Origin of the sequence: Mameliella sp. CS4 (assembly GCF_019392335.1) — a bacterium.
Taxonomy (GTDB): domain Bacteria; phylum Pseudomonadota; class Alphaproteobacteria; order Rhodobacterales; family Rhodobacteraceae; genus Antarctobacter.
The window spans coordinates 613,065-639,902 of record NZ_JAHXRQ010000001.1; the positions used below are offsets into that span (position 1 = coordinate 613,065).

26 protein-coding genes and 1 riboswitch are annotated in these 26,838 nt (G+C 65.6%); of the genes, 11 read left to right on the forward strand and 15 right to left on the reverse strand.

Annotated features, from left to right (window positions below; all coding sequences use genetic code 11):
• Nucleotides 1–68: 68 nt before the first annotated feature.
• The 7 genes from KZZ07_RS02875 to KZZ07_RS02905 form a co-directional block, all read right to left on the reverse strand.
• Nucleotides 69–461 (reverse strand): Na+/H+ antiporter subunit G, encoded by a 393-nt coding sequence (locus KZZ07_RS02875; protein ID WP_219512123.1) that lies wholly within the window; start codon nucleotides 459–461, stop codon nucleotides 69–71.
• Between the two features lie 5 nt (nucleotides 462–466).
• Complete coding sequence (locus tag KZZ07_RS02880) at nucleotides 467–736, reverse strand: K+/H+ antiporter subunit F (protein WP_219512124.1); 270 nt, start codon at nucleotides 734–736, stop codon at nucleotides 467–469.
• Complete coding sequence (locus tag KZZ07_RS02885) at nucleotides 733–1,224, reverse strand: Na+/H+ antiporter subunit E (protein WP_219512125.1); 492 nt, start codon at nucleotides 1,222–1,224, stop codon at nucleotides 733–735. The genes KZZ07_RS02880 and KZZ07_RS02885 overlap by 4 nt, the downstream gene beginning before the upstream one ends.
• Nucleotides 1,225–1,227: 3 nt before the next feature.
• Nucleotides 1,228–2,826, reverse strand: a complete 1,599-nt coding sequence (locus KZZ07_RS02890) for a monovalent cation/H+ antiporter subunit D (protein WP_219512127.1) — start codon at nucleotides 2,824–2,826, stop codon at nucleotides 1,228–1,230.
• A complete protein-coding gene (locus KZZ07_RS02895; RefSeq protein WP_219512128.1) occupies nucleotides 2,823–3,173 on the reverse strand; it encodes a Na+/H+ antiporter subunit C in 351 nt (116 codons plus the stop codon). The genes KZZ07_RS02890 and KZZ07_RS02895 overlap by 4 nt, the downstream gene beginning before the upstream one ends.
• A 1-nt stretch (nucleotide 3,174) precedes the next feature.
• Nucleotides 3,175–6,039, reverse strand: coding sequence for a monovalent cation/H+ antiporter subunit A (locus KZZ07_RS02900; protein ID WP_219512129.1), 2,865 nt, complete (start codon nucleotides 6,037–6,039; stop codon nucleotides 3,175–3,177).
• Between the two features lie 379 nt (nucleotides 6,040–6,418).
• Nucleotides 6,419–7,447 carry an NAD-dependent epimerase/dehydratase family protein gene (locus KZZ07_RS02905; RefSeq protein ID WP_219512130.1) on the reverse strand — a complete coding sequence of 343 codons (1,029 nt, stop codon included), beginning with the start codon at nucleotides 7,445–7,447 and terminating at the stop codon, nucleotides 6,419–6,421.
• Nucleotides 7,448–7,545: 98 nt separating this feature from the next.
• Here KZZ07_RS02905 and KZZ07_RS02910 point away from each other — a divergent pair, with 98 nt between their 5' ends.
• The 6 genes from KZZ07_RS02910 (at nucleotide 7,546) to KZZ07_RS02935 (ending at nucleotide 13,134) form a co-directional block, all read left to right on the forward strand.
• On the forward strand, nucleotides 7,546–8,292 hold the full coding sequence (locus KZZ07_RS02910) for an HpcH/HpaI aldolase family protein (RefSeq protein WP_219512131.1): 747 nt from the start codon (nucleotides 7,546–7,548) through the stop codon (nucleotides 8,290–8,292).
• A 111-nt stretch (nucleotides 8,293–8,403) separates the two neighbouring features.
• Nucleotides 8,404–9,147: a molybdate ABC transporter substrate-binding protein gene (gene modA, locus KZZ07_RS02915; RefSeq protein ID WP_219512132.1), complete on the forward strand. Its 744-nt coding sequence runs from the start codon at nucleotides 8,404–8,406 to the stop codon at nucleotides 9,145–9,147.
• Between the two features lie 4 nt (nucleotides 9,148–9,151).
• Entirely contained in the window at nucleotides 9,152–9,844 is a 693-nt protein-coding gene (gene modB / locus KZZ07_RS02920) for a molybdate ABC transporter permease subunit (protein WP_219512133.1), read from the forward strand.
• On the forward strand, nucleotides 9,844–10,917 hold the full coding sequence (gene modC / locus KZZ07_RS02925; protein WP_219512135.1) for a molybdenum ABC transporter ATP-binding protein: 1,074 nt from the start codon (nucleotides 9,844–9,846) through the stop codon (nucleotides 10,915–10,917). Before modB ends, modC begins: the two co-directional genes overlap by 1 nt.
• A gap of 31 nt (nucleotides 10,918–10,948) precedes the next feature.
• Entirely contained in the window at nucleotides 10,949–11,614 is a 666-nt protein-coding gene (locus KZZ07_RS02930) for an SDR family NAD(P)-dependent oxidoreductase (RefSeq protein WP_219512137.1), read from the forward strand.
• Complete coding sequence (locus tag KZZ07_RS02935; protein ID WP_255564140.1) at nucleotides 11,608–13,134, forward strand: cryptochrome/photolyase family protein; 1,527 nt, start codon at nucleotides 11,608–11,610, stop codon at nucleotides 13,132–13,134. The genes KZZ07_RS02930 and KZZ07_RS02935 overlap by 7 nt, the downstream gene beginning before the upstream one ends.
• Nucleotides 13,135–13,251: 117 nt before the next feature.
• Here the strand turns inward: KZZ07_RS02935 and KZZ07_RS02940 are convergent, their stop codons facing one another.
• The 4 genes from KZZ07_RS02940 to KZZ07_RS02955 form a co-directional block, all read right to left on the reverse strand.
• Complete coding sequence (locus KZZ07_RS02940; protein ID WP_219512140.1) at nucleotides 13,252–13,710, reverse strand: DsrE family protein; 459 nt, start codon at nucleotides 13,708–13,710, stop codon at nucleotides 13,252–13,254.
• A gap of 126 nt (nucleotides 13,711–13,836) precedes the next feature.
• On the reverse strand, nucleotides 13,837–15,144 hold the full coding sequence (locus KZZ07_RS27585) for a PhnD/SsuA/transferrin family substrate-binding protein (protein ID WP_255564116.1): 1,308 nt from the start codon (nucleotides 15,142–15,144) through the stop codon (nucleotides 13,837–13,839).
• Nucleotides 15,141–16,580, reverse strand: a complete 1,440-nt coding sequence (locus tag KZZ07_RS02950; RefSeq protein WP_219512141.1) for an MORN repeat-containing protein — start codon at nucleotides 16,578–16,580, stop codon at nucleotides 15,141–15,143. The genes KZZ07_RS27585 and KZZ07_RS02950 overlap by 4 nt, the downstream gene beginning before the upstream one ends.
• Before the next feature lie 137 nt (nucleotides 16,581–16,717).
• Complete coding sequence (locus KZZ07_RS02955) at nucleotides 16,718–18,241, reverse strand: MORN repeat-containing protein (protein ID WP_219512142.1); 1,524 nt, start codon at nucleotides 18,239–18,241, stop codon at nucleotides 16,718–16,720.
• Between the two features lie 142 nt (nucleotides 18,242–18,383).
• On the opposite strand from KZZ07_RS02955, the gene KZZ07_RS02960 reads away from it, so the two are divergent.
• Together KZZ07_RS02960 and KZZ07_RS02965 are read left to right on the forward strand one after the other, a co-directional pair.
• Complete coding sequence (locus tag KZZ07_RS02960; protein ID WP_219512143.1) at nucleotides 18,384–20,045, forward strand: NAD+ synthase; 1,662 nt, start codon at nucleotides 18,384–18,386, stop codon at nucleotides 20,043–20,045.
• 59 nt (nucleotides 20,046–20,104) lie between these two features.
• Nucleotides 20,105–20,638, forward strand: a complete 534-nt coding sequence (locus KZZ07_RS02965; protein ID WP_219512144.1) for a hypothetical protein — start codon at nucleotides 20,105–20,107, stop codon at nucleotides 20,636–20,638.
• 169 nt (nucleotides 20,639–20,807) lie between these two features.
• Here KZZ07_RS02965 and KZZ07_RS02970 read toward each other — a convergent pair whose 3' ends face one another.
• Genes KZZ07_RS02970 through KZZ07_RS02980 form a run of 3 tightly spaced genes read right to left on the reverse strand, consistent with a single transcriptional unit; the run spans nucleotide 20,808 to nucleotide 22,674 of the window.
• On the reverse strand, nucleotides 20,808–21,191 hold the full coding sequence (locus KZZ07_RS02970) for a metallopeptidase family protein (protein ID WP_219512145.1): 384 nt from the start codon (nucleotides 21,189–21,191) through the stop codon (nucleotides 20,808–20,810).
• Nucleotides 21,188–21,733 carry an RNA 2',3'-cyclic phosphodiesterase gene (thpR, locus tag KZZ07_RS02975; protein ID WP_219512146.1) on the reverse strand — a complete coding sequence of 182 codons (546 nt, stop codon included), beginning with the start codon at nucleotides 21,731–21,733 and terminating at the stop codon, nucleotides 21,188–21,190. Before thpR ends, KZZ07_RS02970 begins: the two co-directional genes overlap by 4 nt.
• Complete coding sequence (locus KZZ07_RS02980; RefSeq protein WP_219512147.1) at nucleotides 21,733–22,674, reverse strand: 1-phosphofructokinase family hexose kinase; 942 nt, start codon at nucleotides 22,672–22,674, stop codon at nucleotides 21,733–21,735. Before KZZ07_RS02980 ends, thpR begins: the two co-directional genes overlap by 1 nt.
• Nucleotides 22,675–22,836: 162 nt before the next feature.
• Between KZZ07_RS02980 and gltX the strand changes: the two genes are divergently transcribed.
• Entirely contained in the window at nucleotides 22,837–24,174 is a 1,338-nt protein-coding gene (gltX, locus tag KZZ07_RS02985; protein ID WP_219512148.1) for a glutamate--tRNA ligase, read from the forward strand.
• A 132-nt stretch (nucleotides 24,175–24,306) separates the two neighbouring features.
• Here gltX and KZZ07_RS02990 read toward each other — a convergent pair whose 3' ends face one another.
• Nucleotides 24,307–24,873: a gamma-glutamylcyclotransferase gene (locus KZZ07_RS02990; RefSeq protein WP_219512149.1), complete on the reverse strand. Its 567-nt coding sequence runs from the start codon at nucleotides 24,871–24,873 to the stop codon at nucleotides 24,307–24,309.
• Between the two features lie 93 nt (nucleotides 24,874–24,966).
• On the opposite strand from KZZ07_RS02990, the gene KZZ07_RS02995 reads away from it, so the two are divergent.
• Together KZZ07_RS02995 and gcvT are read left to right on the forward strand one after the other, a co-directional pair.
• On the forward strand, nucleotides 24,967–25,443 hold the full coding sequence (locus KZZ07_RS02995; protein ID WP_219512150.1) for an RrF2 family transcriptional regulator: 477 nt from the start codon (nucleotides 24,967–24,969) through the stop codon (nucleotides 25,441–25,443).
• Nucleotides 25,444–25,546: 103 nt separating this feature from the next.
• A riboswitch (glycine riboswitch) is annotated at nucleotides 25,547–25,627 on the forward strand.
• Between the two features lie 68 nt (nucleotides 25,628–25,695).
• Nucleotides 25,696–26,829 carry a glycine cleavage system aminomethyltransferase GcvT gene (gene gcvT / locus KZZ07_RS03000; protein WP_219512151.1) on the forward strand — a complete coding sequence of 378 codons (1,134 nt, stop codon included), beginning with the start codon at nucleotides 25,696–25,698 and terminating at the stop codon, nucleotides 26,827–26,829.
• Nucleotides 26,830–26,838: the final 9 nt, after the last annotated feature.

Sequence of the window (26,838 nt, forward strand, 5' to 3'; positions counted from 1 at the left end):
CCCGAACAAACCAAAGGAAAACGCCCGCCGGAGCGATCCGGCGGGCGTTTTTCGTTCTGCAATGGCGGTCAGGTCTGTGGCTGATCCGTTTCCTGCGGGTCCTGCTCTGGCGGATCGTCAAAGATCGACCAGTCATGCTCACCTCCGGTTGGCGGCAGGTCGGTGCGCCGCAGCCCCATCAGGATATGCGTCTGGGCAATGAACAGGGCAGAGACCGGAGCGGTCAGGAAAAGAAACAGGGTGATGAGCAACTCGTGGAAGGACAGGTTGTCCTTGACCAGCAGGAAATACAGCATCGACGCGATGAGAACGCCGCCGACGCCCAGCGTCGTGGCCTTGGTGGGGGCGTGCAACCGCTGCATCGTGTCGTTCAGTTTCAACAGGCCAAACGACCCGACCAGACCAAAGATCCCCGCGATCACAAGGAAGGCCGACACCAGGATTTCTGCAAACATGGGCATCCTCCTTACTCGATGATGTCGCCGCGCAAAAGAAAGCGGCAATAGGCGACGGTGGACACGAAACCGACCATTGCGACCAGCATCGAGGCTTCGAAATAGATCGCGGTTCCCTGCAGGACACCGTACAGGACCAGAAGCGCGATGATGTTGATCACCATCGTGTCCAGGGCAAGGACCCGGTCGGCCTGACCCGGCCCGGTCACGATGCGCCAGAGGTTGAACAAGAGCCCGAGGCCGAAACAGCCGATCGCGAAATACAAAGCGTAGGTGATCATCCGAAAATCTCCTTCAGCCGGGCTTCGTAGCGGGTCTTGATCTCGTCACGGACGCCGTCGGGATCATCCGTGTGCAGGCAATGCACCAGCAGAGACGTCCCGTCCGAGGACAGCAGCGCCGACACGGTGCCGGGCGTCATGGTGATGGTTCCGGCCAGCACCGTGATCGCCTCGGGCGAGGTCAGGTCGAGCGGGACGACAACCCATTTCGAATGGATCTTTGAGCGCGGCTTGAACAGAATTATCAGGGCCACCTGGATGTTGGCCACGATGATGTCCCATATCACCAGCAGGACGTAGGGCACCGTCATGAAAGGCCGTTTCAGCCGGGGCCGCCCGGGCCAGTAGGGCGAGGTCAGGATCGGCACCACGATCCCCAGGAAACCGCCCAGCAGGATGTTGCCCGGCGTGACCTTGTTGACCAGCATCAGCCAGACCAGCAGCAGGGTCAGGCTGAGCAGAGGGTGCGGAAAGACGCGTTTCAGCATGGCTTAATGCTCCTCTTCCGCGTGGGGGTCGGCCGCGTCGAGAGGCGGGTCTGCCTTGGCTTTCTCGGGCTTTTCCACCGGCGCCAGCACGGAGTCGATATAGCCCGAAGGCTCGAACAGCTGGTTGGCGGCGGCGCGCATGTAGCCCGTGGCCGGACCGGCAAGGACGGCCAGTCCCACCAGCAGCGCCAGCAGCATCATGACCGGTGCCACCTCTGTTCCCCGCGCGGGGGCTGGCGGCGGGTCGGACTGGATGGGCTCCGTGCCCTCGGGCAGTTTTACCGAGGTCGATTTCCAGAAGATCATGCTGCCCGCCCGGGCAAAGCCGACGATTGTCACCAGCGATCCCACCAGGATACCCGTCCAGGCCCAGGGCATCAGCTCTGGTTCGCGCAGCGCATCAAGGATCAGGAGCTTGCCCAGGAAACCAGACAGCGGCGGCATCCCGGCCATTGCAATGGCGGCGGCAAAGAACAGCGCCGCGAAAAGACCGTTCTGCACCACCGGCGGGCGCGCATCCAGCACGTCCGATCCCCGCCGGCTGACCACAAGATCGGCCAGAAGGAACAGGGCCGCCGCCGAGAAGGTCGAATGCACGAGGTAATAGAGCGCGGTTTCCGTCGCATAGGGATCGACCGGCGCCACCGCCAGCATCATCGTCCCCATCGACCCGATCACGGAAAAGGACAGCAGCGGCATCAGCCGTTTCGCGGCCAACACCCCAAGTGCACCCAGCGCCAAAGTCACCATCGCCGCGGGAAACAACCAGGTTGTCACCACGTCCTTGGTCGGTTCCGCGCCGGGGTGAAAGGCCAGCGTGTGCAGGCGGATGATGGCATAGGCGCCGACCTTGGTCATGATCGCGAACAGCGCCGCAACCGGGGCAGGGGCGTTGGAATAGGTGCCCGGCAGCCAGAACTGCACCGGGAACAGCGCCGCCTTGATCATGAAGACGATCAGCAACAGCACCGCCGCGACGCGCACCATGCCCGAATCCTCGGCCGCGATCTGCGGCACCTTCACCGCCAGGTCCGCCATGTTGAGTGTGCCGGTCGTGGCATACATCGTGCCCAGTGCGAACAGGAACAGGGTCGAACCGGCCAGGTTCATGACGACGTATTGCAGGCCCGCCTGCATCCGGACCTTGCCGCCCGAATGCACCATCAGGCCGTAGGAGGCGATCAGCAGGACCTCGAAGAAGACGAACAGGTTGAAGGCGTCGCCGGTCAGGAAGGCGCCGCAGATGCCCATCAGCTGGAACTGGTAAAGCGCGTGGAAATGGCGCCCCTTGGCGTCCCATCCCGTCGCGATACTGTGCCAGAGCACGATCAGCGCCAGCGTGGCGGTCAGCAGCACCATCATGGCCGACAGTCGGTCCAGCACCAGCACGATGCCAAAGGGCGCGGGCCAGTCGCCAAGGCGATAGACATGGGTGCCGCCATCCGCCGCCCAGACCGCCAGGCCCAGCGCGATGATGAACAGGGCCACGGTCGAGGCCGCCGAGGCGACCCGGGCCAGCACGATGTCGTGCCGCATGACATAGCCGATAAGCGGCGCCATCATGGCGGGCAGCACGACGGGGGCGATGATCCAGTGACTCATGCCGCGTCGTCCTTTTCTTCGGTCGCCGTCATGTCGATGGTGTCATCCCCGGCCTCCAGGTAGGCGCCGAGGGTGAACATCACCAGCACCGCCGTCATCCCGAAGGAGATCACGATTGCCGTCAGCACCAGCGCCTGCGGCAGCGGATCGGTGTAGGAGACATCGGCATATTTGTTCAGGATCGGCGGCGCGTTGATCGCCAACCGCCCGGTCGAGACCAGGAAGATGTTGACCGCGTAGCTGAGCAGCGACAGCCCGAGGATCACAGGGAAGGCGCGCAGCCGCAGGATCAGGTAGACCCCGCCCGCCGTCAGCACGCCGATGGCGCTTGCGACAAGCAATTCCATGTCACGCCTTTCCTTTCTCGACCATCTTGCGCGGGCGCGAGGGGTCGTAGTCCATTGGTTCTGTATTGACGGTCTCGCCCGCGTGGCGCGCCATTCGGCTCAGGCTGTAGAGCATCAGCATTACGGCCCCCAGCACGCAGAGGAATACGCCAAGGTCAAAGAGCGCCGCGGTGGCCAGCTCGAATTCCTCGATCGGGGGCAGGTGGACATAGCCGAAGGCCGAGGTCAGGAAAGGTGTCCCCGACAGCCAGGCGCCCATGCCGGTCAGCCCGGCGATGACCACGCCCCAGCCGATCATCGCGTGATACTCGAACTGCTGGCGGCGCGAGGTCCATCCGAAACCGGAGGCCATGTACTGCATCAGCAGCGCGATCGAGAAGACAAGACCGGCGACAAAGCCCCCGCCCGGCTGGTTGTGGCCGCGCAGGAAGATATAGACGCCGACCATCAGCGCGATGGGCATCATCACGCGGGTCGCGATCACCATCATCAGCGGGTGGCGGTCATGCGAGCGGTCGAAGTTGTAGCCCGAGTTGCGTAGCCTTGCGCCTGCCGGACCGCTCAGCAGCGCCTCCATCAGGGCAAAGATCACCAGACCCGCGATGCCCAGAACGATGATCTCGCCGTAGGTGTCATAGCCCCGGAAATCCACGAGGATCACGTTGACGACGTTTGTGCCACCGCCGCCCTTGTAGGAATTGGCCAGGTGGAAATCCGAGATAGAGCTGAAGTCCCGCGTCATGAAGGCAAAGGACAGCGCGGCGACCCCGACACCGGCGGCAACGGCGACCAGCCCGTCCAGCGCGCGGCGTCCGGCGCTGTTTTCCTGCGGCGTGGTCTTGGGCAGAAAGTGCAGCGCCAGGAGCAGCAGCATGATCGTCACCGTCTCGACCGAGATCTGCGTCAGCGCAAGGTCGGGGGCCGAGATGTAGATGAACCCGGCCGAGATCATCAGGCCAATGACCCCCAGCACCACCAGCGCGCGATAGCGCATGTGATGCTGCAGGACGATGACCGCCGTGGCGCAGACCAGCAGGACCCATCCCACGGCAACGACCGGCGGGATCGGCAGCATCTCACGCGTGGCGGGGGCAATCTCTCCGCGCAGGAAGGCGACGTAGCCGACCGTGACCGTGGCGGCGGTGAAGATCGCCAGGTAGCGGCTGATCGACCCGTCGTGCAGCGTATCCGAGATCCCGCGCGACAGGCGCACGCAACCGGCGATGACCGCGTCGAAGGCCGACTTGGCGTAGAACGGCCCGGCCTTGATCCAGGCGGCGTCCAGCGGACGGTGCAGCAGCAGCAGCACCGCGCCACCGGCAACGGCGGCCATCGACATGTAAAGCGCCGGGGTGACGCCGTGCCAGATCTTGAGATGGGCATGGGTTTCATGGCCCGTAACGGCGGTCGCGGCCATGTTGACCACGTCCTCGGCCAGGAAGGGCGCGACACCGATCAGCACCACGAAGACGCAAAGGAACGCGGGCGACAGCCACATGCCGGCGGGCGGATCATGCGGTTTGTGCGGATAGTCGTCGCGCACCGGGCCGCCAAAGACGTGAAAGATGAAGCGCAGCGAATAGGCGACAGAGAAGAGCGCCCCAAAGGTCGCCAGTGCGGGCACGATCCAGGGGTTCTCCCACCAATAGGTGTGGCTTGCCTCTTCCAGCATCATTTCCTTGGAGAGGAAGCCATTGAACAGCGGAATCCCCGCCATCGACAGGGCGGCGACCGTGCCGATCACGGCGGTGATCGGCATCAGTTTCGCCAGCCCGCCCAATCGCTTGATGTCGCGGGTATGGGCCTCGTGGTCGATGATCCCGGCGGTCATGAAGAGCGCCGCCTTGAATGTCAGGTGGTTGAGGATGTGAAAGACGGCGGCAATCGCCGCGGCCTCGGTGCCAAAGCCCAGCAGCATGGTCAGCAGGCCCAGGTGCGACACGGTCGAGAAGGCAAGGAGGCCTTTCAGGTCATCCTTGAACAGGGCGATCACGGCGGCCATGACCATCGTCACAAGGCCGGTCGTGGCGACGGCGTAGAACCACAGTTCCGTCCCCGAGAGCGCGGGCCACATGCGGGCCATCAGGAAGACCCCGGCCTTCACCATCGTGGCCGAGTGCAGGTAGGCAGACACCGGCGTCGGCGCGGCCATCGCGTGCGGCAACCAGAAGTGGAAGGGGAACTGCGCCGACTTGGTGAAGGCGCCCAGAAGGATCAGGATCACGGCGGGCGTGTACCAGTCCGACGCCTTGATCGCGTCCCCGGCGGCCAGGATGTCGGTGAGGTTGTAGCTGCCCGCGATATTGCCCAGGATCAGCATCCCGCCGATCATCGCCAGCCCCCCGGCGCCGGTCACGGTCAGCGCCATGCGCGCGCCCTGACGGCCTTCGGGCAGGTGTTTCCAATAGCCGATCAGCAGGAAGGACGAGAGCGAGGTCAGTTCCCAGAAGATCAGCAAAAGCAGGATGTTGTCGGAAATCACGATGCCCAGCATCGCGCCCTGGAACAGCAGAAGGTAGGTGTAGAACTGCCCCGCAGGGTCCTCTCCGGACAGGTAGTAGCGCGCATAAAGCGTGATCAGCAGGCCGACGCCCAGGATCATGCAGGCGAACATCAGCCCCAGCCCGTCGAGGAAAAAGGCGGCCTCCAGCCCCAACTGGGGCAGCCAGGGGATCGACATGGTATAGACCGTTCCCTCCATCACGCCCGGGGCCAGTGTCCCCAGCATGACCAGCGCAAGCACGGTCGGCACGGCGGTAAAGGTGGCGGTGGCGGTTCGGCCGGCCCGGATCATGATGCCGGGCACAAGAGCGCCCAGGAAGGGCAGCAGCGCGATGATGGGCAGAAGACTGCTCTGGGTGGTCATTCGCGTCTCCGCTGGGTCAGGAAATTGACGTTTTTTCCGAAAAGACCGCGAGGATTGCAATGATTATTCCAGAAAAAGGAACCATTGCCGCGGATACAGAACGGGTCTGCGCGGCCTCAAAGGCCGGAGACGGGACACCACGGATCGCGCAGACCACAGGGACAGAAGCGGAACAACCTCGACACCCCCCAAGAGAGGCCGTTGTTCGAGCTGATCCCATGTTGCGGCACTCTGCGGCCCGTCCCCCGTGTCTTCCGCCCTTGGCGGTCCCCAATCCTTATTGTGGGACAAGAACGGCCCGGTGCAAGGTCAAAGATGACGATTTCCATCATGTTTCCGGCCTGCGCAGCGTATTGGCGCCACAAGTCCGGCTGCCGCGTCAGGCGGACTCGTTGCTGTTGCGCAGGTAGTAGTCGCGATACCACGCGACGAATTTTGCCACCCCCTCGCGCACCGAGGTGCGGGGGGTGTAACCGGTCAGGCTGCGCAGCAGGGTGGCATCCGCCCAGGTCGCGGGCACGTCCCCGGGCTGCATCGGCATCAGGTTGCGGGTCGCGTTCAGGCCTGTGGCTTCTTCGATGGCCTCGATGAACTCGGTCAGTTGCACGGGTTCGGAATTGCCGATGTTCACGACGCGAAAGGGGGCCACCGGCGACAGGCTGTCACCCTCGGGGACGTTCCCGTCGGCGGGCCGTTCCGGCGCCGCGTCCATCAACAGGCGGATCCCCTCGACAAGGTCGTCGACATAGGTAAAGTCGCGCTGCATGTCGCCAAAGTTGTAGACGTCGATGGGCTTGTTCTGAAGGATGGCCTTGGTGAACTTGAACAGCGCCATGTCCGGGCGGCCCCAGGGGCCGTAGACCGTGAAAAAGCGGAACATGGTCGTCGGCACACCGAAGAGATGCGAATAGCTGTGCGCCATGGCTTCGGTGCTTTTCTTTGTCGCCGCGTAAAAGGACATCTGGTAATCCGCGCGGTCGGTTTCGCGATAGGGCATCCGCGTGTTCGCGCCATAGGCCGAGGAGGTCGAGGCCAAGAGCAGGTGGCGCGGGGGATGCGCGCGGGCAGCCTCAAGGATCTCGAAGGTGCCAACGATGTTCGATTCCAGATAGGACCGCGGATTTTCGATCGAGTAACGCACCCCGGCCTGCGCGGCGAGATGGATCACCACGTCGGGCTTTTCCCGCGCAAAAAGATCTGCCATGCGCCCCGGATCCTCGACCCGGCCGATCTCGGGGACGAAATCGCCCAACGGAGCCAGACGGGCGTGCCGGTTTTGTTTCAGCGACACCTCGTAATAGTCGGTCAGCGCGTCCAGCCCGATCACGCGCCAGCCTTCATCCAACAGCCGCGCGCAGCAATGATAACCGATAAAGCCGGCGGAACCGGTGACAAGAGCGGTGGGCATGGCGCAGGGTCCTGAGAATTCGTGCCTGTTACGGGGAGTCGTTTGCCTGATCCCCGGCGATGCGTCTAGTGTTTGCGCGAACGGATAGAGGGACGACGATGGAACTGAAGAAAAACGCCTTCAAGGCGGGCTTGCAGGAGGGCCGCCTGCAGCGTGGCATCTGGTGTAGCATGTCCGATCCGCTGGCCGCCGAGATGATGGCGACCTGCGGGTACGACTGGATGCTCTTCGACTGCGAGCATTCGCCGATGGACCCGATCCGCGTGCTGCCGATGCTGCAGGCGGTGGCGCCCTATCCGGTGTCTGCCCTGGCGCGGCCCGCCTCGCTGAATGCGCCCGAGATGAAACGGCTGCTGGACATCGGAACGCAGACGCTGGTTGTTCCTTATGTGCAAAATGCCGAAGAGGCCGCCGAGGCCGCTGCTGCCGTCGCCTATCCGCCGGCGGGCATCCGGGGTGTCGCCGGGATGACGCGGGCCAGCAGCTTTGGCCGGATCGCCGATTACCACGCCACCGCGCGCGACGAGCTTTGCCTGATCGTCCAGGTCGAGACGGTCGAGGCGATGGCCCAGATCGAGGCGATTGCGGCGGTGCCGGGGATCGACGGCCTCTTTATCGGACCGGCAGACCTGGGGGCCTCGATGGGCTACCCCGGCCAACCGAGCCACCCCGAGGTCCAGGCGGCGGTTGTCGACGGGATCAAGCGGATCACGGCGGCGGGCAAACCCGCCGGGACGCTGACCACCGACCCCGAGTTCGGTCAAAAGGCGATCGATGCCGGAGTGAGTTTCATCGCGCAGGATCTTGACCTGGTGGCCCTGCGCAAGGGTCTGACCCGCAGCTAGACGGCCGCCCCAGCCGGGACGCCTTGCCAGCAGGCAGGGCGCCTTTTGCCGTATCCGGCATGAGATTGTGAGGTGACAGGCGTCGCGGCGCGTGCCAGAACCAGCCCTGCCATGAGAAAACTCTTTGCCTGCCTGTGTTTCGCCCTAGCGCTTGCCCGGCCCGTGTCCGGGGAAGAGCAGGTGACCGTGTTCGCCGCCGCCAGCCTCAAGACCGCGCTGGACGAGGTCGCCAATGTCTATGACGGCAAGCTTGTCCTGTCTTATGCCGGGTCTTCGGCATTGGCGCGCCAGGTCCAGCAGGGCGCACCTGCGGACGTGGTCTTTCTGGCCAATACCGACTGGATGGATGTTCTGGAACGCGACGGGTTGATCGCCCGGGACACACGCACCGAATTGCTGGGCAATCGCCTGGTGCTGGCCGGACCTGCGGGTGCGGACCCGGTCGAGATCGGGCCGGACCTGGACCTGGCCGCGATGCTGGGTGAAGGTCGCCTTGCGATGGCCCTGGTCGAGGCGGTCCCGGCGGGCATCTACGGCAAGGCGGCGCTGGAAACGCTGGGCCTGTGGGAGGCCGTGGCCCCCCGCGTGGCGCAGGCCGATAACGTGCGCGCCGCGCTGGCGCTGGTCTCTCTGGGGCAGGTGCCGCTGGGCGTGGTCTATGCCACCGACGCGGCGGCGGATCCGGCCGTCGATGCCCTGGGCCTTTTCCCCGAGGACAGCCACCCGCCGATCCGCTACCCCGTTGCCGCGGTCGAGGGCCGCGCCGGACGGGCGGCCCCTTTCCTGGCTTTCCTGCAAACGCCCGAGGCGGCGGCGATCTTTGTCGCGCAGGGATTCTCTGTCCTGGACCACTGACGCGATGGATTGGCTCAGCCCGGCAGAGTGGGAGGCGGTCAGACTGTCCCTCCGTGTGTCGTTCTGGGCCACGGTCGCGGCGCTGCCCTTCGGATTGTTCATCGCCTACGCGCTGGCCCGCTGGCGGTTTCCGGGCAAGCAGATCCTCAACGGGTTGGTCCACCTGCCGTTGATCCTGCCGCCGGTCGTCACCGGCTACCTGCTGCTGATCACGCTCAGCCCGCGCGCGCCGGTGGGCGCCTTCCTGAAGTCCATCGGGATCAGCTTTGCCTTCAACTGGACAGGCGCGGCGCTGGCCGCCGGGATCATGGGCTTTCCGCTGATGGTGCGCGCCATGCGCCTGTCGATCGAGGCGGTGGACCCAAAACTGGAACAGGCCGCCGCCACCTTGGGCGCCTCGCGTCCCTGGGTCTTTGTCACCGTGACCCTGCCGATGGTGCTGCCGGGTGTGCTGGCGGGCGCAATCCTGGGCTTTGCCAAGGCGATGGGCGAATTCGGCGCCACGATCACCTTTGTTTCGAACATTCCCGGCCAGACACAGACCCTGCCCTCGGCGATCTACGCCTTTTTGCAGGTGCCGGGTGGAGAGGCCTCGGCCCTACGGCTGGTGGCGGTGGCGGTTGCCGTTGCGATGCTGGCGCTGCTCTTGTCGGAATGGATTTCGCGCCGGGTGGCGGCGCGGGTGGGGGGCGCGTGATGCTGGAGGTCGCGGTGCGTCACCGGCTGGGCGCCTTCACGCTGGACGCGGCCTTTGAGGCGCCGCCGGGGCTCTGCGTGCTTTTTGGCCGCTCCGGGTCGGGTAAAACCAGCGTCATCAATGCCGTGGCCGGTCTGATGCGCCCCGATGAGGGGCGCGTGCAGGTCGGAGAGCGTGTTCTGGGTGACACCTCTCAGGGAATCTGGTTGCCGCCGCACAAGCGCCGCCTGGGCTATATCTTTCAGGAAGGCCGGCTGTTTCCGCATCTCTCGGTACGGCAAAACCTGATGTATGGCCGCTGGTTTGCCGGATCGCTATTGCCGTTGGACCCGGTGGTCGAGATGTTGGGCCTTGGCCCTTTGCTGACCCGCCGTCCGGGGGCCTTGTCAGGCGGTGAGAAACAGCGCGTGGCCATCGGGCGCGCGCTTTTGGCCGATCCGGGGCTGATCCTGGCCGATGAACCGCTGGCGGCGCTGGACGAGGCCCGCAAGCGCGAGATCCTGCCCTATTTCGAACGGCTGCGGGACGAGGCGCGCTGTCCGATCCTCTATGTCAGCCATTCCGCCGCCGAGGTCGCGCGGCTGGCAACAACCGTGGTCGTGCTTCAAGACGGGCGGGTTGTCCGGCAGGGCACAGCCGCAGAGGTGCTGAGCGACCCGGCGGTGACGCCCGCAGGCATCCGCGCGGTTGGGGCCGTACTGGAGGTGCGGGTGGCCGCACACCACGAAGACGGGCTGACCGAGCTGGATGCCGGGGGTATCCCGCTGTACCTGCCGCGTGTCCCGCAGGTCGTGGGCGCGCCGCTGCGGATCCGGATCGCGGCGCAAGAGGTGATCCTGGCCCGTGAACGCCCCGAGGGGCTGTCGGCGCTCAACATCCTGCCGGGAAAGGTGGCTACGATCCGGGCGGGTGAGGGCCCGGGGACGCTTGTCTCTCTCGACACGGCGGCGGGCCGGGTGCTGGCGCGTGTCACGCGGCGGTCCGCGGAAACGCTGGGCCTGGTGCCCGGCGTCGACTGTTTCGCGGTGGTCAAGACGGTGGCCATCGCGCGCGAGGATGTCGGCACCGCTTGAACCCATGCCAGCCACCGCTAACTGGCGCTGCATGAAAAACGCATTGATCATCGGGGACAGCGGCGGCATCGGCGGGGCGGTGGCGGCGCATTTGCGCGGGCAGGGCGTGGCGGTCACCGGCCTGTCTCGGTCACGCGACCGGCTGGACGTCACGGACGAGGCCAGCCTGCGCGCGGCGCTGGGCGCGCTGGACGGTCCCTTTGACATGGTCTTTGTGGCCACCGGCGCGCTGGAAATCGGCGGGGCGGAACCGGAAAAGACCTTGAAATCGTTGGACGCAAAGGCGCTGGCGGATCAATACCTGCTGAACGCCATCGGCCCGGCGATGGTGTTGAAACATGTCCTGCCGCTTTTGCCGCGCCGGGACCGGGCGGTCTTTGCCGTTCTGTCCGCGCGGGTGGGCTCGATCGGGGACAATGCCTTGGGTGGCTGGTACAGCTATCGCGCCGCCAAGGCGGGGGTGAACCAGCTGATCCACACGGCGGCGGTGGAACTGGCGCGCTCGCATCGGCAACTGGCCTGCGTCTGCCTGCATCCCGGGACGGTCGAAACCGCCTTTACCGCGAAATACGCCAGCCGCTATCCCACGGTCACGCCCGCACAGGCCGCCGAGCGTCTGGTCAAGGTCATGCAGGGGCTAAGCCCCGAGGATACGGGGAAATTCCTGGACTACGAAGGCCGGGAGATCCCCTGGTGAGCCGGCTGGTCCTGGTGCTGGGCGACCAGTTGAGTGAGAGGGGCGCGGCGCTCAAGGCGGCGGACAAGGCCCGTGACGTGGTGGTCATGGCCGAGGTCGCGGATGAAACCGCCTATGTGCCCCATCACCCCAAGAAGATCGCGCTGATTTTTGCCGCCATGCGCAAGTTTGCGGCGCAACTGCGCGAGGACGGTTGGGATGTGCGCTATACCGAGCTGGACGACACGCAGAACGCCGGGTCGATCTGCGGTGAGCTGTTGCGGCGGGCGGAAGAGACCGGCGCCAGCGAGGTGATCGCCACCGAACCCGGAGAATGGCGCCTAATCAATGCCTTGCGGCATTGTCCGCTCAAGGTGCGCCTGCTGGAGGATGACCGTTTCATTGCCTCGCATGCGATGTTCGACCAGTGGGCCGAGGGCCGCAAGGCATTGCGGATGGAGTATTTCTATCGCGAGATGCGGCGCAAGACGGGCCTTCTGATGGAGGGGGACGACCCCGCCGGAGAGCAGTGGAACTTTGACCACGACAACCGAAAACCGGCCCCGGATGCGGTCACGCACAACCCGCTCCGGTTCGAACCCGACGCTGTGACCAAAGAGGTCCTGGATCTGGTCGAGGCGAGATTTCCGAATAATTTCGGCAAGTTGCGCCCCTTTGGGTTTGCCACGGACAGAGCGCAGGCACAGCAGGCGCTGGCGCATTTCATCGACCATGCGCTGCCCTGTTTCGGCGACTATCAGGACGCGATGCTGGACGGGAACCGTTTTCTCTATCACTCGCTTCTGTCGGCCTACATGAACATCGGGTTTCTGGACCCGCTGGAGATCTGCCAAGCCATTGAAAAAGCATATGAAAATGGGGATGTCCCGATCAACGCCGCCGAAGGCTTCATTCGCCAGATCATCGGCTGGCGCGAGTATGTCCGGGGCATCTACTTTCGCGAGGGGCCTGACTATCCAGATCGCAACGTGTTGAAACACAACAGGAAACTGCCCTGGTTCTACTGGAGCGCCGAGACCGACATGCGCTGTGTCGCCAAGGCGGTGGAACAGACGCGGGACGAGGCCTATGCCCATCACATCCAGCGGCTGATGGTGACGGGGAATTTCGGCCTGCTGGCCGGGGTCGATCCGCACGCCCTGCACGAGTGGTATCTGAGCGTCTACATCGACGCCTTTGAATGGGTCGAGGCGCCCAATACGGTGGGGATGAGCCAGTTTGCCGATGGCGGCATCATCGCCTCAAAGCCTTATGTTTCCTCGGGAAATTACATCAACAAGATGTCGGACCACTGCAAGCCCTGCGCCTATTCGGTAGCAGCCAAGACAGGGAAAAACGCCTGCCCTTTCAACCTGCTCTACTGGCATTTCATGGACCGGCACCGCGACCGGTTCGAGGGCAACCCGCGCATGGCCCAGATGTACCGGACCTTTGACAGGATGGATGCGGACAGGCGCGAAACCGTATTGCGCGAGGCGCAGGACTTTCTTGACCGGATGGAGGCGGGTGAGCGGGTCTGAACTTTGTACAAAACGTACGTTTTGTACGTCGAAATCCGCATTTTGTACAAAGCGGTCATAAAGCATTCACGAATGGCTGTGCCGCCGCCCGTCACGGGCGGCGACGTGCCCGGTCAATCAGGGCTTGATATAGGTGAAGCCCTGCTGCTGCAGCTTGGACAGTTCCGCCACACCCGAGGGCACGATGTCATCCTCCCAGACATCGTAGAGGTCGTTCGAATAGTCGATGTTACGGCCCCTCAGGGTGTTGTTGCAGACGTGAAAGGCCACGTTCTGGCCCTTGAGGCTGGCCACGGTGGTTTTCATCGTGTCATCGCCATTGGCGGCCGCCAGCAGGCCCAGGCCGTTGCCATGCATGACCACCTTGACCTCCATGTTCTCGGCGCCGACGGCGTTGATGTGGTTCTGGATGTTGCGCATGGCGCCCTTGTAGGCCTTGTTTCCTTCGCCGCCGACATAGTTGATGTGATAGACGACCTTCTGCTTGCCATAGCCGTCGGCCTGCGCCGTGCCGGTCATGGCAAAGGCGGTCAGGGCCAGGCCCAGGATCGCGATCAGGCGGATAAAATGGGTCATGTTCTGTGTCTCCTCCCTTGGGGGCGGTCTGGCGCGCCCCGGTCTTGTCAGAGTGACGCAGGGGGTGCCCATCCTCACACCCGGCGGAATCCCGTGATTCCTGCGGGTTTCGACCTCGGGAAAACCCTAGGTTTCGGTTTCCGGGGGCGAAATATGGCGTCCGGCGCGGGCGATCAGCTGGGCCGAGCTGCGCACCTCGAACTTGCGCAGCAGGTTGGCGCGGTGGAACTCGACCGTCTTGGGACTGATGCCCAGCGTGGCGGCGATTTCCTTGGTGGACTGTCCTTCGCCGATCTGGGTCAGCACCTGCTGTTCGCGCCGGGTCAGGGGAACGTCGTCTGCCTGCGGCGCAGGTGGCGTGGGGGCCGGGCGGCGGGCGCGCAGGGCAAAGAACAGCAGCGCGCCGACCAGGGCAATGGCGGCAAGGGCCAGTGCGGCGATGCCCAGAGGATTGCGCGCAGGGCTGGCGGCCTCTGGCCTGCGCGCGGCGAAGGCGGCCACCAGCGCGCGCGCCTCAGTGTAGCTGACCGGGGCACCCCACTGGTCGGCAAGGTCGCTGTTGCCGGTCTGGAGGAGCGCCAGCGCCACCGCATCGCGCAGGCCCGGATCGGTGCCCGACAGCGCGAGGAAAGGCCATTCCGGGTAGAGCCGGGTGCTGATCGCCTCGGGGTGGGTGTAGGTGACATTGGCATTGAGCGCACGCAGCGCGCCATCGGGCACGCGGCCCTCGTCGACGAGATGTTCCAGCAAGCCGCTGCGGACGATGCCCGCGTCCAGCCGACCGTTTAGGACAGCGGTGGCGATGTCGTCCTGCGGGAACCCCAGGAACACCAGCTCGGCCGGATCGTCGAACAGGTCGACGCCCTGCGCACGAGCCTCGAACCAAGCGATCTGAAAGCCGCCGAAGGCCTGTTGCGCCACGGCGCCCAGCCGGGTGCCGCGCAGGTCGCCAAGCGTGGCAAGCCCGCTGTCGGCCCGGACCAGCACCGTCGAGCCGAACTGGCGGATGTGACTGCCATCGGGCAGCGCCCGCTTGCGCGTGGCGAGCACGCTCAACGGGTAGAGATCGGCAAGCTGGATGTAGTGGCCGGGGTTTGTCACCAGGAAGTCGAGCCCGCCGGCATTGATGAGCGGCCCGGCCGAGGTCAGCGTGACCGGCACGAAACGCACGACATGGCCGGGGAGCTGCCGGGCCAGGTAGCGTTCCAGAGAGGTCCACTGGGATTCGCCCGCGTCCCAGCCGCGATGGGCGAGGATGCCGATCCGCAGGATCGGCGTTTCCGGTCCCTCTTGGGCATGGACGAAAGTGACAAGCCCGCAGGCCAGCAGCAACACCATGAGGAGGTGGCGTGTAACCCGTGCGATCCCGCCAAGGAAGGCCGGCCGCCGGATGCGGGTCAGGACGGAGAGGCGGCGCGGGCGCCCGGCGGTCAATTGTCCGCCGGCTGCTCCGCCGGGTCGGGTGCGGGTGCGGGGGCCGGGGTGGATTTCAGCGCGCCGCCGATCCATTCGCCAGTGGCCTCTTCGCCGCTGGCGTATTTCATCGTGCCTTCGCCCTGGCGTTTGCCGTCCTTGAACTGGCCTTCGTAGATGTCGCCGTTTGCGTAGACCGCGATCCCCTGGCCGTTGATCTCTCCGCGCACCCAGTCGCCCTCGTAGCGAAAGCCCGAGGCCATGACGATGGTGCCCTTGCCGTGGCGCTGGCCTTCGCGGAACTGGCCCTCGTAGACGGTCCCGTCGGGATAGGTGGCCTTGCCCTCGCCGTGGCGCTGACCGTCCTTCCACTGGCCCTCGTAGCGATAGCCGTCGGGGTAGGTCATCACGCCGAAGCCGTCATTGCGGGCATTGTCAAAGCTGCCCTCGTAGACAAGGCCGTTGGGATAGACCGCGCGGCCCTTGCCCTGGATCACGCCATCGACCCAGTCGCCTTCGTAGGTGGCGCCGTCGGGGTAGGTGATCTTGCCCTTGCCGTTGGCAAGATCGCCCTTGAACTGGCCCTCGTAGACAGAACCGTCGGGGTATGTGACCTTGCCCTTGCCCTCGATCTGGCCGGTGATCCAGTTGCCCTCGTAGCGGTAGCCGTCCTTGCCGATGAAGGTGCCGATGCCGTGGCGCTGATCGTTGTTGAAAGCGCCCTGGTAGATGTCGCCGTTGTCGTAGGTGACCTTGCCCTGACCCTCGCGGCGGCCATCGACAAGCTGGCCCTCGTAGACGTCGCCGTTGGGCTGGATCAGCTTGCCCTCGCCGTCGATCTGGCCTTCGCGCCAGGTGCCTTCGTAGATCAGACCGTCGGGCATGGTCAGCTTGCCGAACCCGTCGCGTTCGCCATCGGCGACGCGGCCTTCGTAAACCGACTTGTCGGGGTAGGTGATCTTGGCGGTGCCTTCCTTGACGCCGTTCACCCACTGGCCGTCATAGACATAGCCGTTGGGCGCGGTCATCACGCCCTTGCCGTGGTGCAGCGCGTTGCGGAACGAGCCTTCGTAGCGGACGCCGTTGGCGTAGATGGCGGTGCCGCTGCCGGTGATCTTGCCATCCAGCCACTGGCCCTCATAGGTGCCGCCGTCGGCAAAGATGATCTTGCCCTTGCCCTCGGGCTTGCCCTTGGCGAACTGGCCTTCGTAGACCGAGCCGTTGGGGAAGCGGGCGACACCCTCGCCCTTGATTTCGCCCTGGACCCATTCGCCGGTGTATTCATAGCCGTTGGGCAGGCGGTAGGTGCCGGTGCCGTGCTGCAATCCGTCCTGGAATGTCCCTTCGTAGACGCCGCCGTCGTCGTACTGCTTTGTCACCACCTCTTCGTCCTGGGCCAGCGCGGCGCCGGCCAGGGCAAAGGGGATGACAAGAAGGAAACTGCCTGCGGATTTCATGCGTTTGCCCGTTTTCTGTCCCTGGGTGTACGTCCCTTGCGGAAACTAAAGGAGGCCGGGGCCGGGGGCAATGCATTTTGCCCCGGCGGGCGTGGCCTCGCCGGGCGGCGCGACCGTCGACCAAAGAGAGAGTGGTTTCAGGGCCGCGCGTCGAGCGACAGGCTGCCGCCTTCCTCCGGGGCAATCCGTTTGGTGGGCAGGGCGCCCGCGATGCCGCCCACGGTCACGTTGCGCCCCTCTGGCAGGTCAGGTTCCGGTGGCAGACCGGCGGCGTTGCCGTCCAGCGTGCCGTTGCGCCAGATGCCTTCGCGTACCGTGCCGTCGGCATAGAGCAAACGGCCCTGTCCGTGGCGCTTGCCTTTGAGGAACTGGCCGGAATAGGCATCGCCGTTGACGTAGGTCGCGATGCCCTTGCCGGTGATCTCTCCGTTTTCCCAGGCGCCCTGGTACTGGAACCCGTCCGACATGACGATCCGCCCGTGTCCGTCGCGCTGGCCCGAGGCGAAGGCGCCTTCGTAGACGGTGCCGTCCGGGTAGGTGGCCTTGCCGCGGCCGTGGCGCTGGCCGTCTTTCCACTGGCCCTCGTAGCGGTAGCCGTCCGGATAGGTCATGACGCCGTAGCCGTGGTTGCGCGTGTTCGCGAAGCTGCCCACGTAGGTCAACCCGTCTGCGTAGACGGCCTTGCCCTCGCCCTGGATCACGCCCTTGTCCCATTGGCCTTCGTAGGTGGCGCCGTCGGGATAGGTGATCTTGCCGATGCCATTGGCCAGATCATCCTTGAACCGGCCTTCATAGATCGCGCCGTCGGGGTAGGTGACCTTGCCCTTGCCCGCGATATGACCGTCGATCCACTGGCCCTCGTAGCGATAGCCGTCGGTGCCCGTGAACGTGCCCTGTCCCTGGCGCTTGTCGTTCCGGAATTCGCCGATGTAGATGTCGCCATTGGCATAATGCACGGTGCCCTTGCCGCGGCGCTGACCGTTGACGAGGGCGCCGGTGAAGATGTCGCCGTTGGGCTGGACCAGCTTGCCCTGGCCGTCGATCTGGCCCTTGACCCAGCCGCCTTCGTAGACCAGCCCGTCGGGCATGGTGATCTTGCCATAGCCGTCGCGCTCTCCATTCTTGATCTGGCCTTCGTAGACGGCCTGATCGGGATAGGTGACCCGCGCCTGCCCGTGCTTGGCGCCGTTTTGCCACTGGCCATCGTAGATATAGCCGTTGTCGCCGCGCATGACGCCGCGCCCGTGGTGCTGGGCGTCAAGGAAATTGCCTTCGTAGGTGACGCCGTTGGCATAGCGCGCCTTGCCCTGGCCGTTGATCTTGCCGTTCAGCCACTGGCCCTCGTAGTGGCCGCCGTCGGGATAGTCGATGCGGCCGGTGCCGTCCGGGCGTCCGCGGGTGAACTCTCCGACATAGACCGCGCCGTTGGTAAAGCGCGCGCGGCCCTTGCCCTGGATCTCTCCCATGATCCAGTTGCCGCTGTATTCATAGCCGCTTGGCATCCGGTAGGTGCCCTGTCCGTGCTGGACCCCGTCCACCAGCTGTCCGCTGTAGGTGCTGCCATCGCTATAGGTCCGGGTCTGGACGTCCTGCGCCGCCGCGATCTGCGGGAGGGTCATCAGGGCAAGCGCGAGGAGCGGCGACGGGCGGGTCAGGGTCATGCGGTCTTGGGCCTCTTGGCGATGGGGTATCGTTCGGAAACCTAGGTCAGCCGGGCAGGCAGGGCAACGGCGGGTGCCGGGTGACTTCCCCTCAGGCGTGGGTCTGCTATGTGGGCACAAGGACTTGGGAAAGGGCAGCGCGATGAGCGATCGGTTTCGCGTGACACTGGCACAGCTGAACCCCGTGGTGGGGGATCTGGCGGGCAATGCGGCAAAGGCGAAGGCCGCCTGGGAAGAGGGGCGCGCGCAGGGCGCCGACCTGGTGGCCCTGCCCGAGATGTTCATTGCCGGGTACAACGCGCAGGACCTGGTGATGAAACAGGCCTTTCACATCGCGGCGATGGAGGCGGTCGACAAGCTGGCCGCCGACTGCGCCGAGGGTCCGGCGCTGGCCATTGGCGGCCCCTATGTCGAGGGGACCGAGCTGTTCAACGCCTATTTCATCTGCAACGGCGGCAAGGTCGTCACGCGGGTGCTGAAGCACGAACTGCCCAACGAAAAGGTGTTCGACGAGGTCCGCATCTACGACAGCGGCCCCATCGGCGGGCCCTATGCGGTGGGCAACACGCGCATCGGGTCGCCCATCTGCGAGGATGCCTGGCACCCGGACGTGGCTGAAACGCTGGCCGAAACGGGGGCCGAGTTCCTGCTGGTGCCCAATGGATCGCCCTATTACCGCAACAAATACGAGACCCGGCTGAACCACATGGTGGCGCGGGTGGTCGAGACGGGCCTGCCGCTGATCTATCTCAACATGGTGGGTGGGCAGGACGACCAGGTCTTTGATGGCGGCTCTTTTGTGCTGAACCCGCATGGCGGGATCGCGGTGCAACTGCCGGTTTTCGAGGAATGCGTGGTGCCGGTGGACATGGTGCGCGGGCCTGATGGCTGGCGCTGCGAGGAAGGCGTGTTCGATGTGCATCCCGATGCATGGGAGCAGGATTACCGCGTCATGGTCGAGGCGGTCCGCGACTACCTGCGCAAGGCGGGGTTCGCCAAGGTGCTGCTGGGCCTGTCGGGCGGCGTGGATTCGGCGCTGGTGGCGGCGATTGCGGTGGACGCGCTGGGCGCCGACAACGTGCGTTGCGTGATGCTGCCCTCGGAATATACCTCGCCGGAGTCACTGGAGGATGCCGAAGGCTGTGCCAAGGCGCTGGGCTGCCGCTATGACTATGTGCCGATCAAGGGACCGCGCGACGCGGTGACAGAGGCGCTGGCGCCCCTGTTCGAAGGGTTGGAACCGGACCTGACAGAGGAAAATATCCAGTCGCGCCTGCGGGGCCTGCTGTTGATGGCGCTGTCGAACAAGTTTGGCGAGATGCTGCTGACCACCGGCAACAAGTCAGAGGTCGCGGTGGGCTATGCCACGATCTACGGCGACATGGCGGGCGGCTATAACCCGATCAAGGACCTGTATAAAACGCGGGTCTTCGAGACCTGCCGCTGGCGCAACGCCAACTTTCGCCCCTGGATGAATGGCCCCGAGGGCGAGGTGATCCCCGAGCGGATCATCACCAAGCCGCCCAGCGCCGAGCTGCGCGAGGACCAGAAGGACAGCGACTCGCTGCCCGATTACCCGGTGCTGGACGCGATCCTGCAGATCCTCGTGGATGACGACGGCTCCATCGCCGACTGCGTGGCGAAGGGTTATTCCCGCGAGGACGCCAAGAAGGTCGAGCACCTGCTTTATATCAGCGAATACAAGCGGTTCCAGTCGGCGCCCGGTGCCCGGCTGACGAAACGGGCGTTCTGGCTGGACCGCCGTTATCCCATCGTCAACCGGTGGCGCGACGGCGAGTCGTGACCCTGTTGCATGCCTGCGCCGTCTTTGACAGGGTCGGGGCACGACATGTGGAGGTTTGCATGACACGTTTTCTTTCGTTTATTGCGGCAATGCTCATGGCCGTGCCGGGTCTGGCCGCAGAGCTGGACGACCGGTACGAATCCATGGGGACAATGACCGTCACGCTGGACGGAACAGCCACCCGGATGGTCATCCCCTACGACCGGGAAAAGGATCGGCCCTACGCCGAACAGAAGATGATCATGGGATCTTTCCTGACCATCAACACCGTCGGACGAGTGGTCGATGAAACGGGCAAGCCGGGGCGCCCGATGGTGCAGGTCACCTTGCAGAAGCGGAACGGTGACATGGCGCTGATCTCGGCGGAAATCTTCGACGACAAGGGCTATGATGCCCCTATGGTGATGGGGGCCGACGGAGGCGACGGCAAACTGGTGGCGTTCGAGATGACGCCGGACAATGTCGTGACCGCCACGGTCGAGGGCACCTTCCTGCGCCTGACGGGCTATACCAGCGAACCGCGGGTGGCCGACGGGGCAGAGCCGGTTGCGGCCACGATCGAGTGGACGGCAGAGATCGCCCCGCTTGAGTGATCCGGCTTTCGGTCCTGCCCGAATGGGTCTGACGCCCGATCCCGGCTAAATCCGTATCATCCTGCAGATTGCCAGGCACCCCGACAGACCGGCGCGTAGGATCGGGCGCCGGGCCGCCAAGGATCGCCCCTCAACCCGCAAAGCGGATGCATCGTCAGAGGTATGCCGTTTATTCCCACCACCGGTCAATCGCCGCGATGTCACCGTCGGACCAGCCGAAGTGATGCGCGAATTCATGCACGGTGACATGGGCGATCAGGTCGTCCAGCTCGATATCGCCGCGCGTGCGCCATTCGTCGAGGATCGGTTCACGGAACAGCCAGACCGTGTCGGGAAAGGGTGCCGGATCTGCAAAGCTTTTCTCCGTCATGGGGATGCCGTCATAAAGCCCGGTCAGCTCGTGGGGGTCGTCGATCCGCATCTCGTCCAGGATCTCCTGCGGCGGCCAGTCGACCACCTGCAGGACCACCGCGCGGGCGCCGTTGCGGAACGGGTCCGGGAAACTCTCGATGGTCCGTTCAGCCACCGCGTAGAAATGCTGGGTATCGCTCATGGTGCCAAACTCAGGGGCGGGGTCAGCGGGTAGCGGGCCAGTTCCTCGTGCAGGGCGCCGTCCTGGTGCAGGGTCGAGGCGAAGAGGCTGAAGCTGTTGCAGGCGAAGGGGCCAATGCTGGCGCTGGCCAGCACGGCCAGCAGCGGCGAGGCATCGGCCTGCCCCTTGAGCCGGGCCAGCGTGACATGCGGGCGGAACCGGCGGCGTTCCGGAGCCACGCCGACGCTGCGCAGCCGGGCCAGCACGCGGTCGCGCAATTCGTTCAGCGGGGCATTTCCATCGGCCTCCAGCGCGACGGCCTGTCCGTGACGCCCGCCAAAGATCGAGGCCCCGGCCAGCGTCAGGTCCAGCGCGGGCGCGCGCAGGGTCTGCAGCGCGTCATGGACGGCCTCGGTTGTCTCTTCGTCCTGTTCACCCAGAAAGGCGAGCGTCAGGTGCAGGTTCTCGTAGGGCGTGGGACGGCCGACGGAAAACCGCGACTGCAGGTCGTCCAGCGCGTCGCGGGCCTCTTCGGGCAGGGACAGAGCGATGAAGAGCCGCATCAGAGCGCGGTCAGTTCGGTGCGGGGCAGGATGGCGGCGAAATCCTCGGGCAGGCAAAGTTGCGTCCCCGGCGACATGACCGCCGCCGCTGCCGCCGCCGCGCCCTGGCGCAGGGCCTCGGGGTGGTCCAGCCCCTCGGCCAGTGCCTTGACGAAACCGCCGACGAAACTGTCGCCTGCACCGATGGCGCTGACGACCTGGTCATTCGCGGCGGAGACATGCCAGCGGCCCGTGTCGGTTGCCATGACGGATCCATCCTTGCCGCGGGCGATGATGACGATCCCTGCGGCGCCGCGGGCGCGCAGGGTCTCGGCAAATGCGGCGCTGTCTGAACGAGTTTCCAGCCCGAGGCCGGAAAGATCGCGTGCCTCTGCGCTGTCCATGCGCAGGACAAAGGGCGCGGGACCCGGTGCCGTGGCCTGGTGGTGCAGATGCGCGCCCGAGGTGTCCACCACCACGCGGCGCCCCTCCAGCCGGGCGCAGGCGCGGGTGATCCAGCCCGGCGCGCAGCCCGGCGGCATACTGCCCGACAGCACGATATAGTCCCCCTCTCCGGCCTCGGCGGCGAGCCTGTCCAGGACATCGTCAAGCTGGGCCTCGGTCCATTCGGGACCCGACAGGACAAAGCGGTATTGGCCGCCGGTCGACTCGTCGGTGACGGAAAAGCTGTGCCGGGTCTCGCCCGGCGCCTCGTGCCGGATCAGGTCCAGACCCCGGTCGCGCAGCAGCCGTTCCAGCGCCATGCCGTTGGGGCCGCCCAGGGCGACCAGCGCGCGCGCCTGGCCGCCCAGTTGCACCACCGCGCGGGCCACGTTGACGCCGCCGCCGCCCGGTTCCGCCGTTTCCGGCCCGCAGCGCAGTTTCGGCCCCGCCGAGACGCTGGCGCAGGAAGTGGCGAGGTCGAGCGCCGGGTTCAGGGTGACGGTCAGGATCTCTGTCATGGGCGCGGTTCCTCTGGAGGCGCGTTCGGGGCCACGGACCCCTTGCCTAGCATCGGGGCGGAACGTGGGCCAGCGTCACCGCGCGTCGCGCCCTGACATGCGGCGGAACTGGACAAATCCCGCGCCTTGTGAAAACACGCCGCCCTGACAGGAGGCCACGTCATGACCGTCACCCGCTTTGCGCCCTCGCCCACCGGCTATATCCACGTCGGGAACCTGCGCACCGCGCTGTTCAACTACCTGATCGCCCGCAAGAGCGGCGGTGAGTTCGTGCTGCGCATCGACGACACCGACCCGGAGCGGTCGAAAGAGGACTATGTCGACGCCATCAAGCAGGACCTGGAATGGCTGGGCCTGACCTGGGACCGCATCGAACGCCAGTCGCAGCGGCTGGACCGTTACGAGGCTGCGGCGGACAAGCTGCGCGAGATGGGCCGGTTCTACGAGGCTTTCGAGACACCGACCGAGCTGGACCTCAAGCGCAAGAAGCAGCTGAACATGGGCAAGCCGCCGGTCTACGACCGCGCGGCGCTGGATTTGTCCGACGAGGACAAGGCGAAACTGCGGGCCGAGCGTGGCGATGGCGTCTGGCGGTTCAAGCTGGACCACGAGCGCATCGCCTGGGAGGACGGCATCCTGGGCGAGGTCTCCATCGACGCGGCGAGCGTCTCGGACCCGGTGCTGATCCGGGCGGACGGGCAGTTCCTTTATACGCTGGCCTCGGTGGTCGATGACATGGAAATGGGCATCACCAACGTGGTGCGTGGCAATGACCACGTCACCAATACCGCGACGCAGATCCAGATGATCCGCGCGCTGGGGGGTGAACCGCCGGCCTTTGCGCATCACTCGCTGCTGACCGGGCCGCAGGGGGAATCTCTGTCGAAACGGCTGGGCACGCTGGCCCTGCGCGACCTGCGCGAAAACGGCGTGGAGCCGGAAGCGCTGTTGAGCCTGATGGCGCGGCTGGGATCGTCGCAGCCGGTCGAGCTGCGCCTGTCGCTGGACGAGATCGCCGAGGGGTTCGAGCTGGACCAGTTCGGTTCGGCGCCGACCAAGTTCGATGTCGAGGACCTGTATCCGCTGACCGCGAAAAAGCTGCACGGGCTGGAGCTGGACGCGGTGGCGGATGAGGTGCGCGCGCTGGGCGTGCCCGATGACAAGGCGGCGGCTTTCTGGAACGTGGTGCGCGACAACATCACCACCCGCAAGGAGATGGCGGGCTGGTGGGCGCTGTTCCGCGACGGGGCGGAGCCGCTGGTGGACGAGGAAGACCGCGACTTCGTGACCGAGGCCTTTGGCATGCTGGGCGAACCGCCCTATGACGCCGAGACCTGGGGCAGCTGGACCACGGCGGTCAAGGACGCCACGGGGCGCAAGGGCAAGAAGCTGTTCATGCCGCTGCGCAAGGCGGTGACCGGGCTGCAGCGCGGGCCGGAGATGGCCGAGGTGATGCCGCTGTTGCAGGTCAAGCCGGGTGGCAAGGGCGCGGCGGGGTAAACCCCGCCCTACGCGGTTTGTCCCGGGACGGCGCCTGTCTGGTGCGGTCGGAGGGGGCGCTGCCCCCGCGCCTTTGGCGCCCCCCGGAAGTATTTTCAAGCCCAAAGAAGACAGGCCGGTGTCGCCTGAGGCTCAGGCGGCGGCGATGATCCGGCTGCCCAGGGCGGACAAGCCCGCGTCGGTCAGGGTGCGGATCTCGTCCGTGAGGGGACGCGCGCGGGCATAGCGGGGCGCGGCGCGGTCATCCAGGATCGGCGCCTGCCAGCCCAGGGTGGACTCGAAGAACTGTGCCGGGCCGCCGGGACCGTATTCCGCCAGGTAGCCTGCCACCACAACGTCGAGATAGCTGAGCAGGATCGGGTTTTCCGGGCCCGGATCGCGGTGGCGGTCGGGATCGATCGCATAGACGACGACGGCCCGCGCGTCGCTGTCATGAGTCAGGTTTTGGGTGGCGTCGTGCCGGTCATAGGCGCCTTCGCGGTGGTCGAGCTCTGCCCAGCTGTCACCGGGGACCGGGGCGATCAGCCCGTCGATATGCGCCTCTGGGTCGCGCACGGCGGTGAGATAGCACAGGTCCCGTTCGGGCACCGCGCGCCAGGCGCGGCGCCAGCCATGCAGGCGGGCGCGATGTGCGGGTGTGTGTTCATGGGTCGTGCGGTTCACCAGCGACCCGTAGCCAAAGAAATATACATGCTCCATGTGCGAAATATTCGCCTGTTTTGACGCATGTCAAACCCCGAAGGCCCGCATCGTGCCAGATAGGTGACTGATCAATGTATTTTGGAGATCCGCATGCGGGTGACGAAAAGAACCAATATCGCGATGCGCGTACTGATGTATTGCGCCGCGAATCCCGGGCGGCTTGTCACCAAGCACGAGATTGCCCAACGGTGCAACGCCTCGGAAAACCACCTGGCGCAAGTCATCAACCAGCTGGCCCAGATGGGGTTCCTGCACACCCAGAGGGGGCGAAACGGCGGGCTGGAACTGGGCCGTCCGGCGGAGGATATCGTCATCGGTGACATTTTCCGCGCGCTGGAACAGCCGGTGCCGCTGGCCGAATGTTTTGCCGATGTGGACAACACCTGTCCGCTGACCGATGCCTGCCGGTTGCGCAATGCGCTGACCCGGGCCGCCAACGCCTTTTACGAGACGCTGGACCCGATCACGCTGGATTCGCTGGTCTGTGACAACGCAGCGTTGATGAACATCATCTCGAGCGAGGGATGCAGAGTGGGGCGGCTTGCCAACGCCGGGGCGATGGACTAGCGTCTGCCCATCTTCGACGGGAGAACCGGGGAGGGCCTAGGCCCGGAGCCGGTGCCGAAGGCGCAACCGCCCCGGAAACGCTCAGGCCGCATGGACCGCGAAGAGGCAAGACTCTGGAGAGAGGCGCCGGATGTGCGTCCGCCGAAGGGATAACGATCTCAGGCCGAAGGACAGAGGGGGCAGTGGGGCTGCGGAATTGGTCCGTGGCGGAACTGCCCGGACGCGCTGTGCGTCATGGGCAAAGGGGAGCGCATGGCGGACGACGAGCCCAACGAGTTGAAGACAACCGTCCTGAACGAGTTGCACCACGCGCGCGGCGCGAAGATGGTGGGATTCGCCGGCTACGAGATGCCGGTGCAGTACAAGCTGGGCGTGCTGAAAGAGCACCTGCAGACACGGACCCAAGCCGGACTGTTCGACGTCAGCCACATGGGACAGGTGATCCTGCGCGGGCCGAACCTGGCCGAGGCGCTGGAGCGGCTGGTGCCTGTGGACGTGGCGGGACTGGCCGAAGGGCGGCAGCGCTACGCCTTTTTCACCAATGACGCGGGCGGGATCGAGGACGACCTGATGATCGCCAACCGGGGCGATCACCTCTTTGTGGTGGTCAATGCCGCCTGCAAGGAGGCCGATGTGGCGCGCATGCGCGCGGCGCTGGAACCCGGCGGCATCACCGTGAAACTGCTGGAAAATCGTGCGCTTGTGGCGCTGCAGGGGCCCGCGGCCGAGGATGTGCTGGCCGAGCATTGCCCCGCGGTGCGCGACATGCGTTTCATGGACGTCGAGACGTTGCCCATCGCGGGAGCGGAATGCTGGGTCTCGCGGTCGGGCTATACCGGCGAGGATGGCTTTGAGATCTCGGTGCCCAATGTGGCCGCCGTGGATCTGGTGAAATCGCTGCTGACGGATGCCCGGGTGGAACCCATCGGGCTGGGCGCGCGGGACAGCCTGCGGCTGGAAGCGGGCCTGTGCCTGTACGGGCAGGACCTGGATCCGGGAACATCCCCGGTCGAGGCGGGGCTGACCTGGGCGATCCAGAAGGTGCGGCGCGCCGATGGTGCGCGCGCGGGCGGCTATCCGGGCGCGGACCGGGTGCAGCGCGAGATGGCGGATGGCCCGGCGCGCAAGCGCGTGGGCCTGCGGCCCGAGGGCCGGGCGCCGATGCGCGCGGGCGTCGTGCTGTATGATGCCGAGGAAGGCGGGGCCGAGGTCGGCGCCGTGACCTCGGGCGGCTTTGGCCCCTCTGTCGAGGGGCCGGTGGCCATGGGATACGTGTCGGCAGGATGCGCGGCAGAGGGCACGGCCCTCTGGGGCGAGCTGCGCGGCAAACGGGTTCCGGTGCGGGTGGCAAAGCTGCCGTTCGTGCCGGCTGGGTTCAAACGGTGAAACAGGGAG

Bases quoted from the DNA above. Each gene is read 5' to 3' on its own strand.
- KZZ07_RS02965 (WP_219512144.1), top strand. From the start codon at position 20,105: ATGACACGTTTTCTTTCGTTTATTGCGGCAATGCTCATGGCCGTGCCG.
- KZZ07_RS02910 (WP_219512131.1), top strand. From the start codon at position 7,546: ATGGAACTGAAGAAAAACGCCTTCAAGGCGGGCTTGCAGGAGGGCCGC.
- KZZ07_RS02895 (WP_219512128.1), bottom strand. From the start codon at position 3,173: ATGGAATTGCTTGTCGCAAGCGCCATCGGCGTGCTGACGGCGGGCGGG.
- KZZ07_RS02880 (WP_219512124.1), bottom strand. From the start codon at position 736: ATGATCACCTACGCTTTGTATTTCGCGATCGGCTGTTTCGGCCTCGGG.
- KZZ07_RS02990 (WP_219512149.1), bottom strand. From the start codon at position 24,873: ATGGAGCATGTATATTTCTTTGGCTACGGGTCGCTGGTGAACCGCACG.
- thpR (WP_219512146.1), bottom strand. From the start codon at position 21,733: ATGCGGCTCTTCATCGCTCTGTCCCTGCCCGAAGAGGCCCGCGACGCG.
- KZZ07_RS02890 (WP_219512127.1), bottom strand. From the start codon at position 2,826: ATGAGTCACTGGATCATCGCCCCCGTCGTGCTGCCCGCCATGATGGCG.
- modA (WP_219512132.1), top strand. From the start codon at position 8,404: ATGAGAAAACTCTTTGCCTGCCTGTGTTTCGCCCTAGCGCTTGCCCGG.
- KZZ07_RS02960 (WP_219512143.1), top strand. From the start codon at position 18,384: ATGAGCGATCGGTTTCGCGTGACACTGGCACAGCTGAACCCCGTGGTG.
- KZZ07_RS02905 (WP_219512130.1), bottom strand. From the start codon at position 7,447: ATGCCCACCGCTCTTGTCACCGGTTCCGCCGGCTTTATCGGTTATCAT.
- gltX (WP_219512148.1), top strand. From the start codon at position 22,837: ATGACCGTCACCCGCTTTGCGCCCTCGCCCACCGGCTATATCCACGTC.
- KZZ07_RS02995 (WP_219512150.1), top strand. From the start codon at position 24,967: ATGCGGGTGACGAAAAGAACCAATATCGCGATGCGCGTACTGATGTAT.
- KZZ07_RS02875 (WP_219512123.1), bottom strand. From the start codon at position 461: ATGCCCATGTTTGCAGAAATCCTGGTGTCGGCCTTCCTTGTGATCGCG.
- KZZ07_RS02940 (WP_219512140.1), bottom strand. From the start codon at position 13,710: ATGACCCATTTTATCCGCCTGATCGCGATCCTGGGCCTGGCCCTGACC.
- KZZ07_RS02950 (WP_219512141.1), bottom strand. From the start codon at position 16,580: ATGAAATCCGCAGGCAGTTTCCTTCTTGTCATCCCCTTTGCCCTGGCC.
- modC (WP_219512135.1), top strand. From the start codon at position 9,844: ATGCTGGAGGTCGCGGTGCGTCACCGGCTGGGCGCCTTCACGCTGGAC.
- KZZ07_RS02955 (WP_219512142.1), bottom strand. From the start codon at position 18,241: ATGACCCTGACCCGCCCGTCGCCGCTCCTCGCGCTTGCCCTGATGACC.
- KZZ07_RS02970 (WP_219512145.1), bottom strand. From the start codon at position 21,191: ATGAGCGATACCCAGCATTTCTACGCGGTGGCTGAACGGACCATCGAG.
- gcvT (WP_219512151.1), top strand. From the start codon at position 25,696: ATGGCGGACGACGAGCCCAACGAGTTGAAGACAACCGTCCTGAACGAG.
- KZZ07_RS02980 (WP_219512147.1), bottom strand. From the start codon at position 22,674: ATGACAGAGATCCTGACCGTCACCCTGAACCCGGCGCTCGACCTCGCC.
- KZZ07_RS02885 (WP_219512125.1), bottom strand. From the start codon at position 1,224: ATGCTGAAACGCGTCTTTCCGCACCCTCTGCTCAGCCTGACCCTGCTG.
- modB (WP_219512133.1), top strand. From the start codon at position 9,152: ATGGATTGGCTCAGCCCGGCAGAGTGGGAGGCGGTCAGACTGTCCCTC.
- KZZ07_RS02900 (WP_219512129.1), bottom strand. From the start codon at position 6,039: ATGACCACCCAGAGCAGTCTTCTGCCCATCATCGCGCTGCTGCCCTTC.
- KZZ07_RS02930 (WP_219512137.1), top strand. From the start codon at position 10,949: ATGAAAAACGCATTGATCATCGGGGACAGCGGCGGCATCGGCGGGGCG.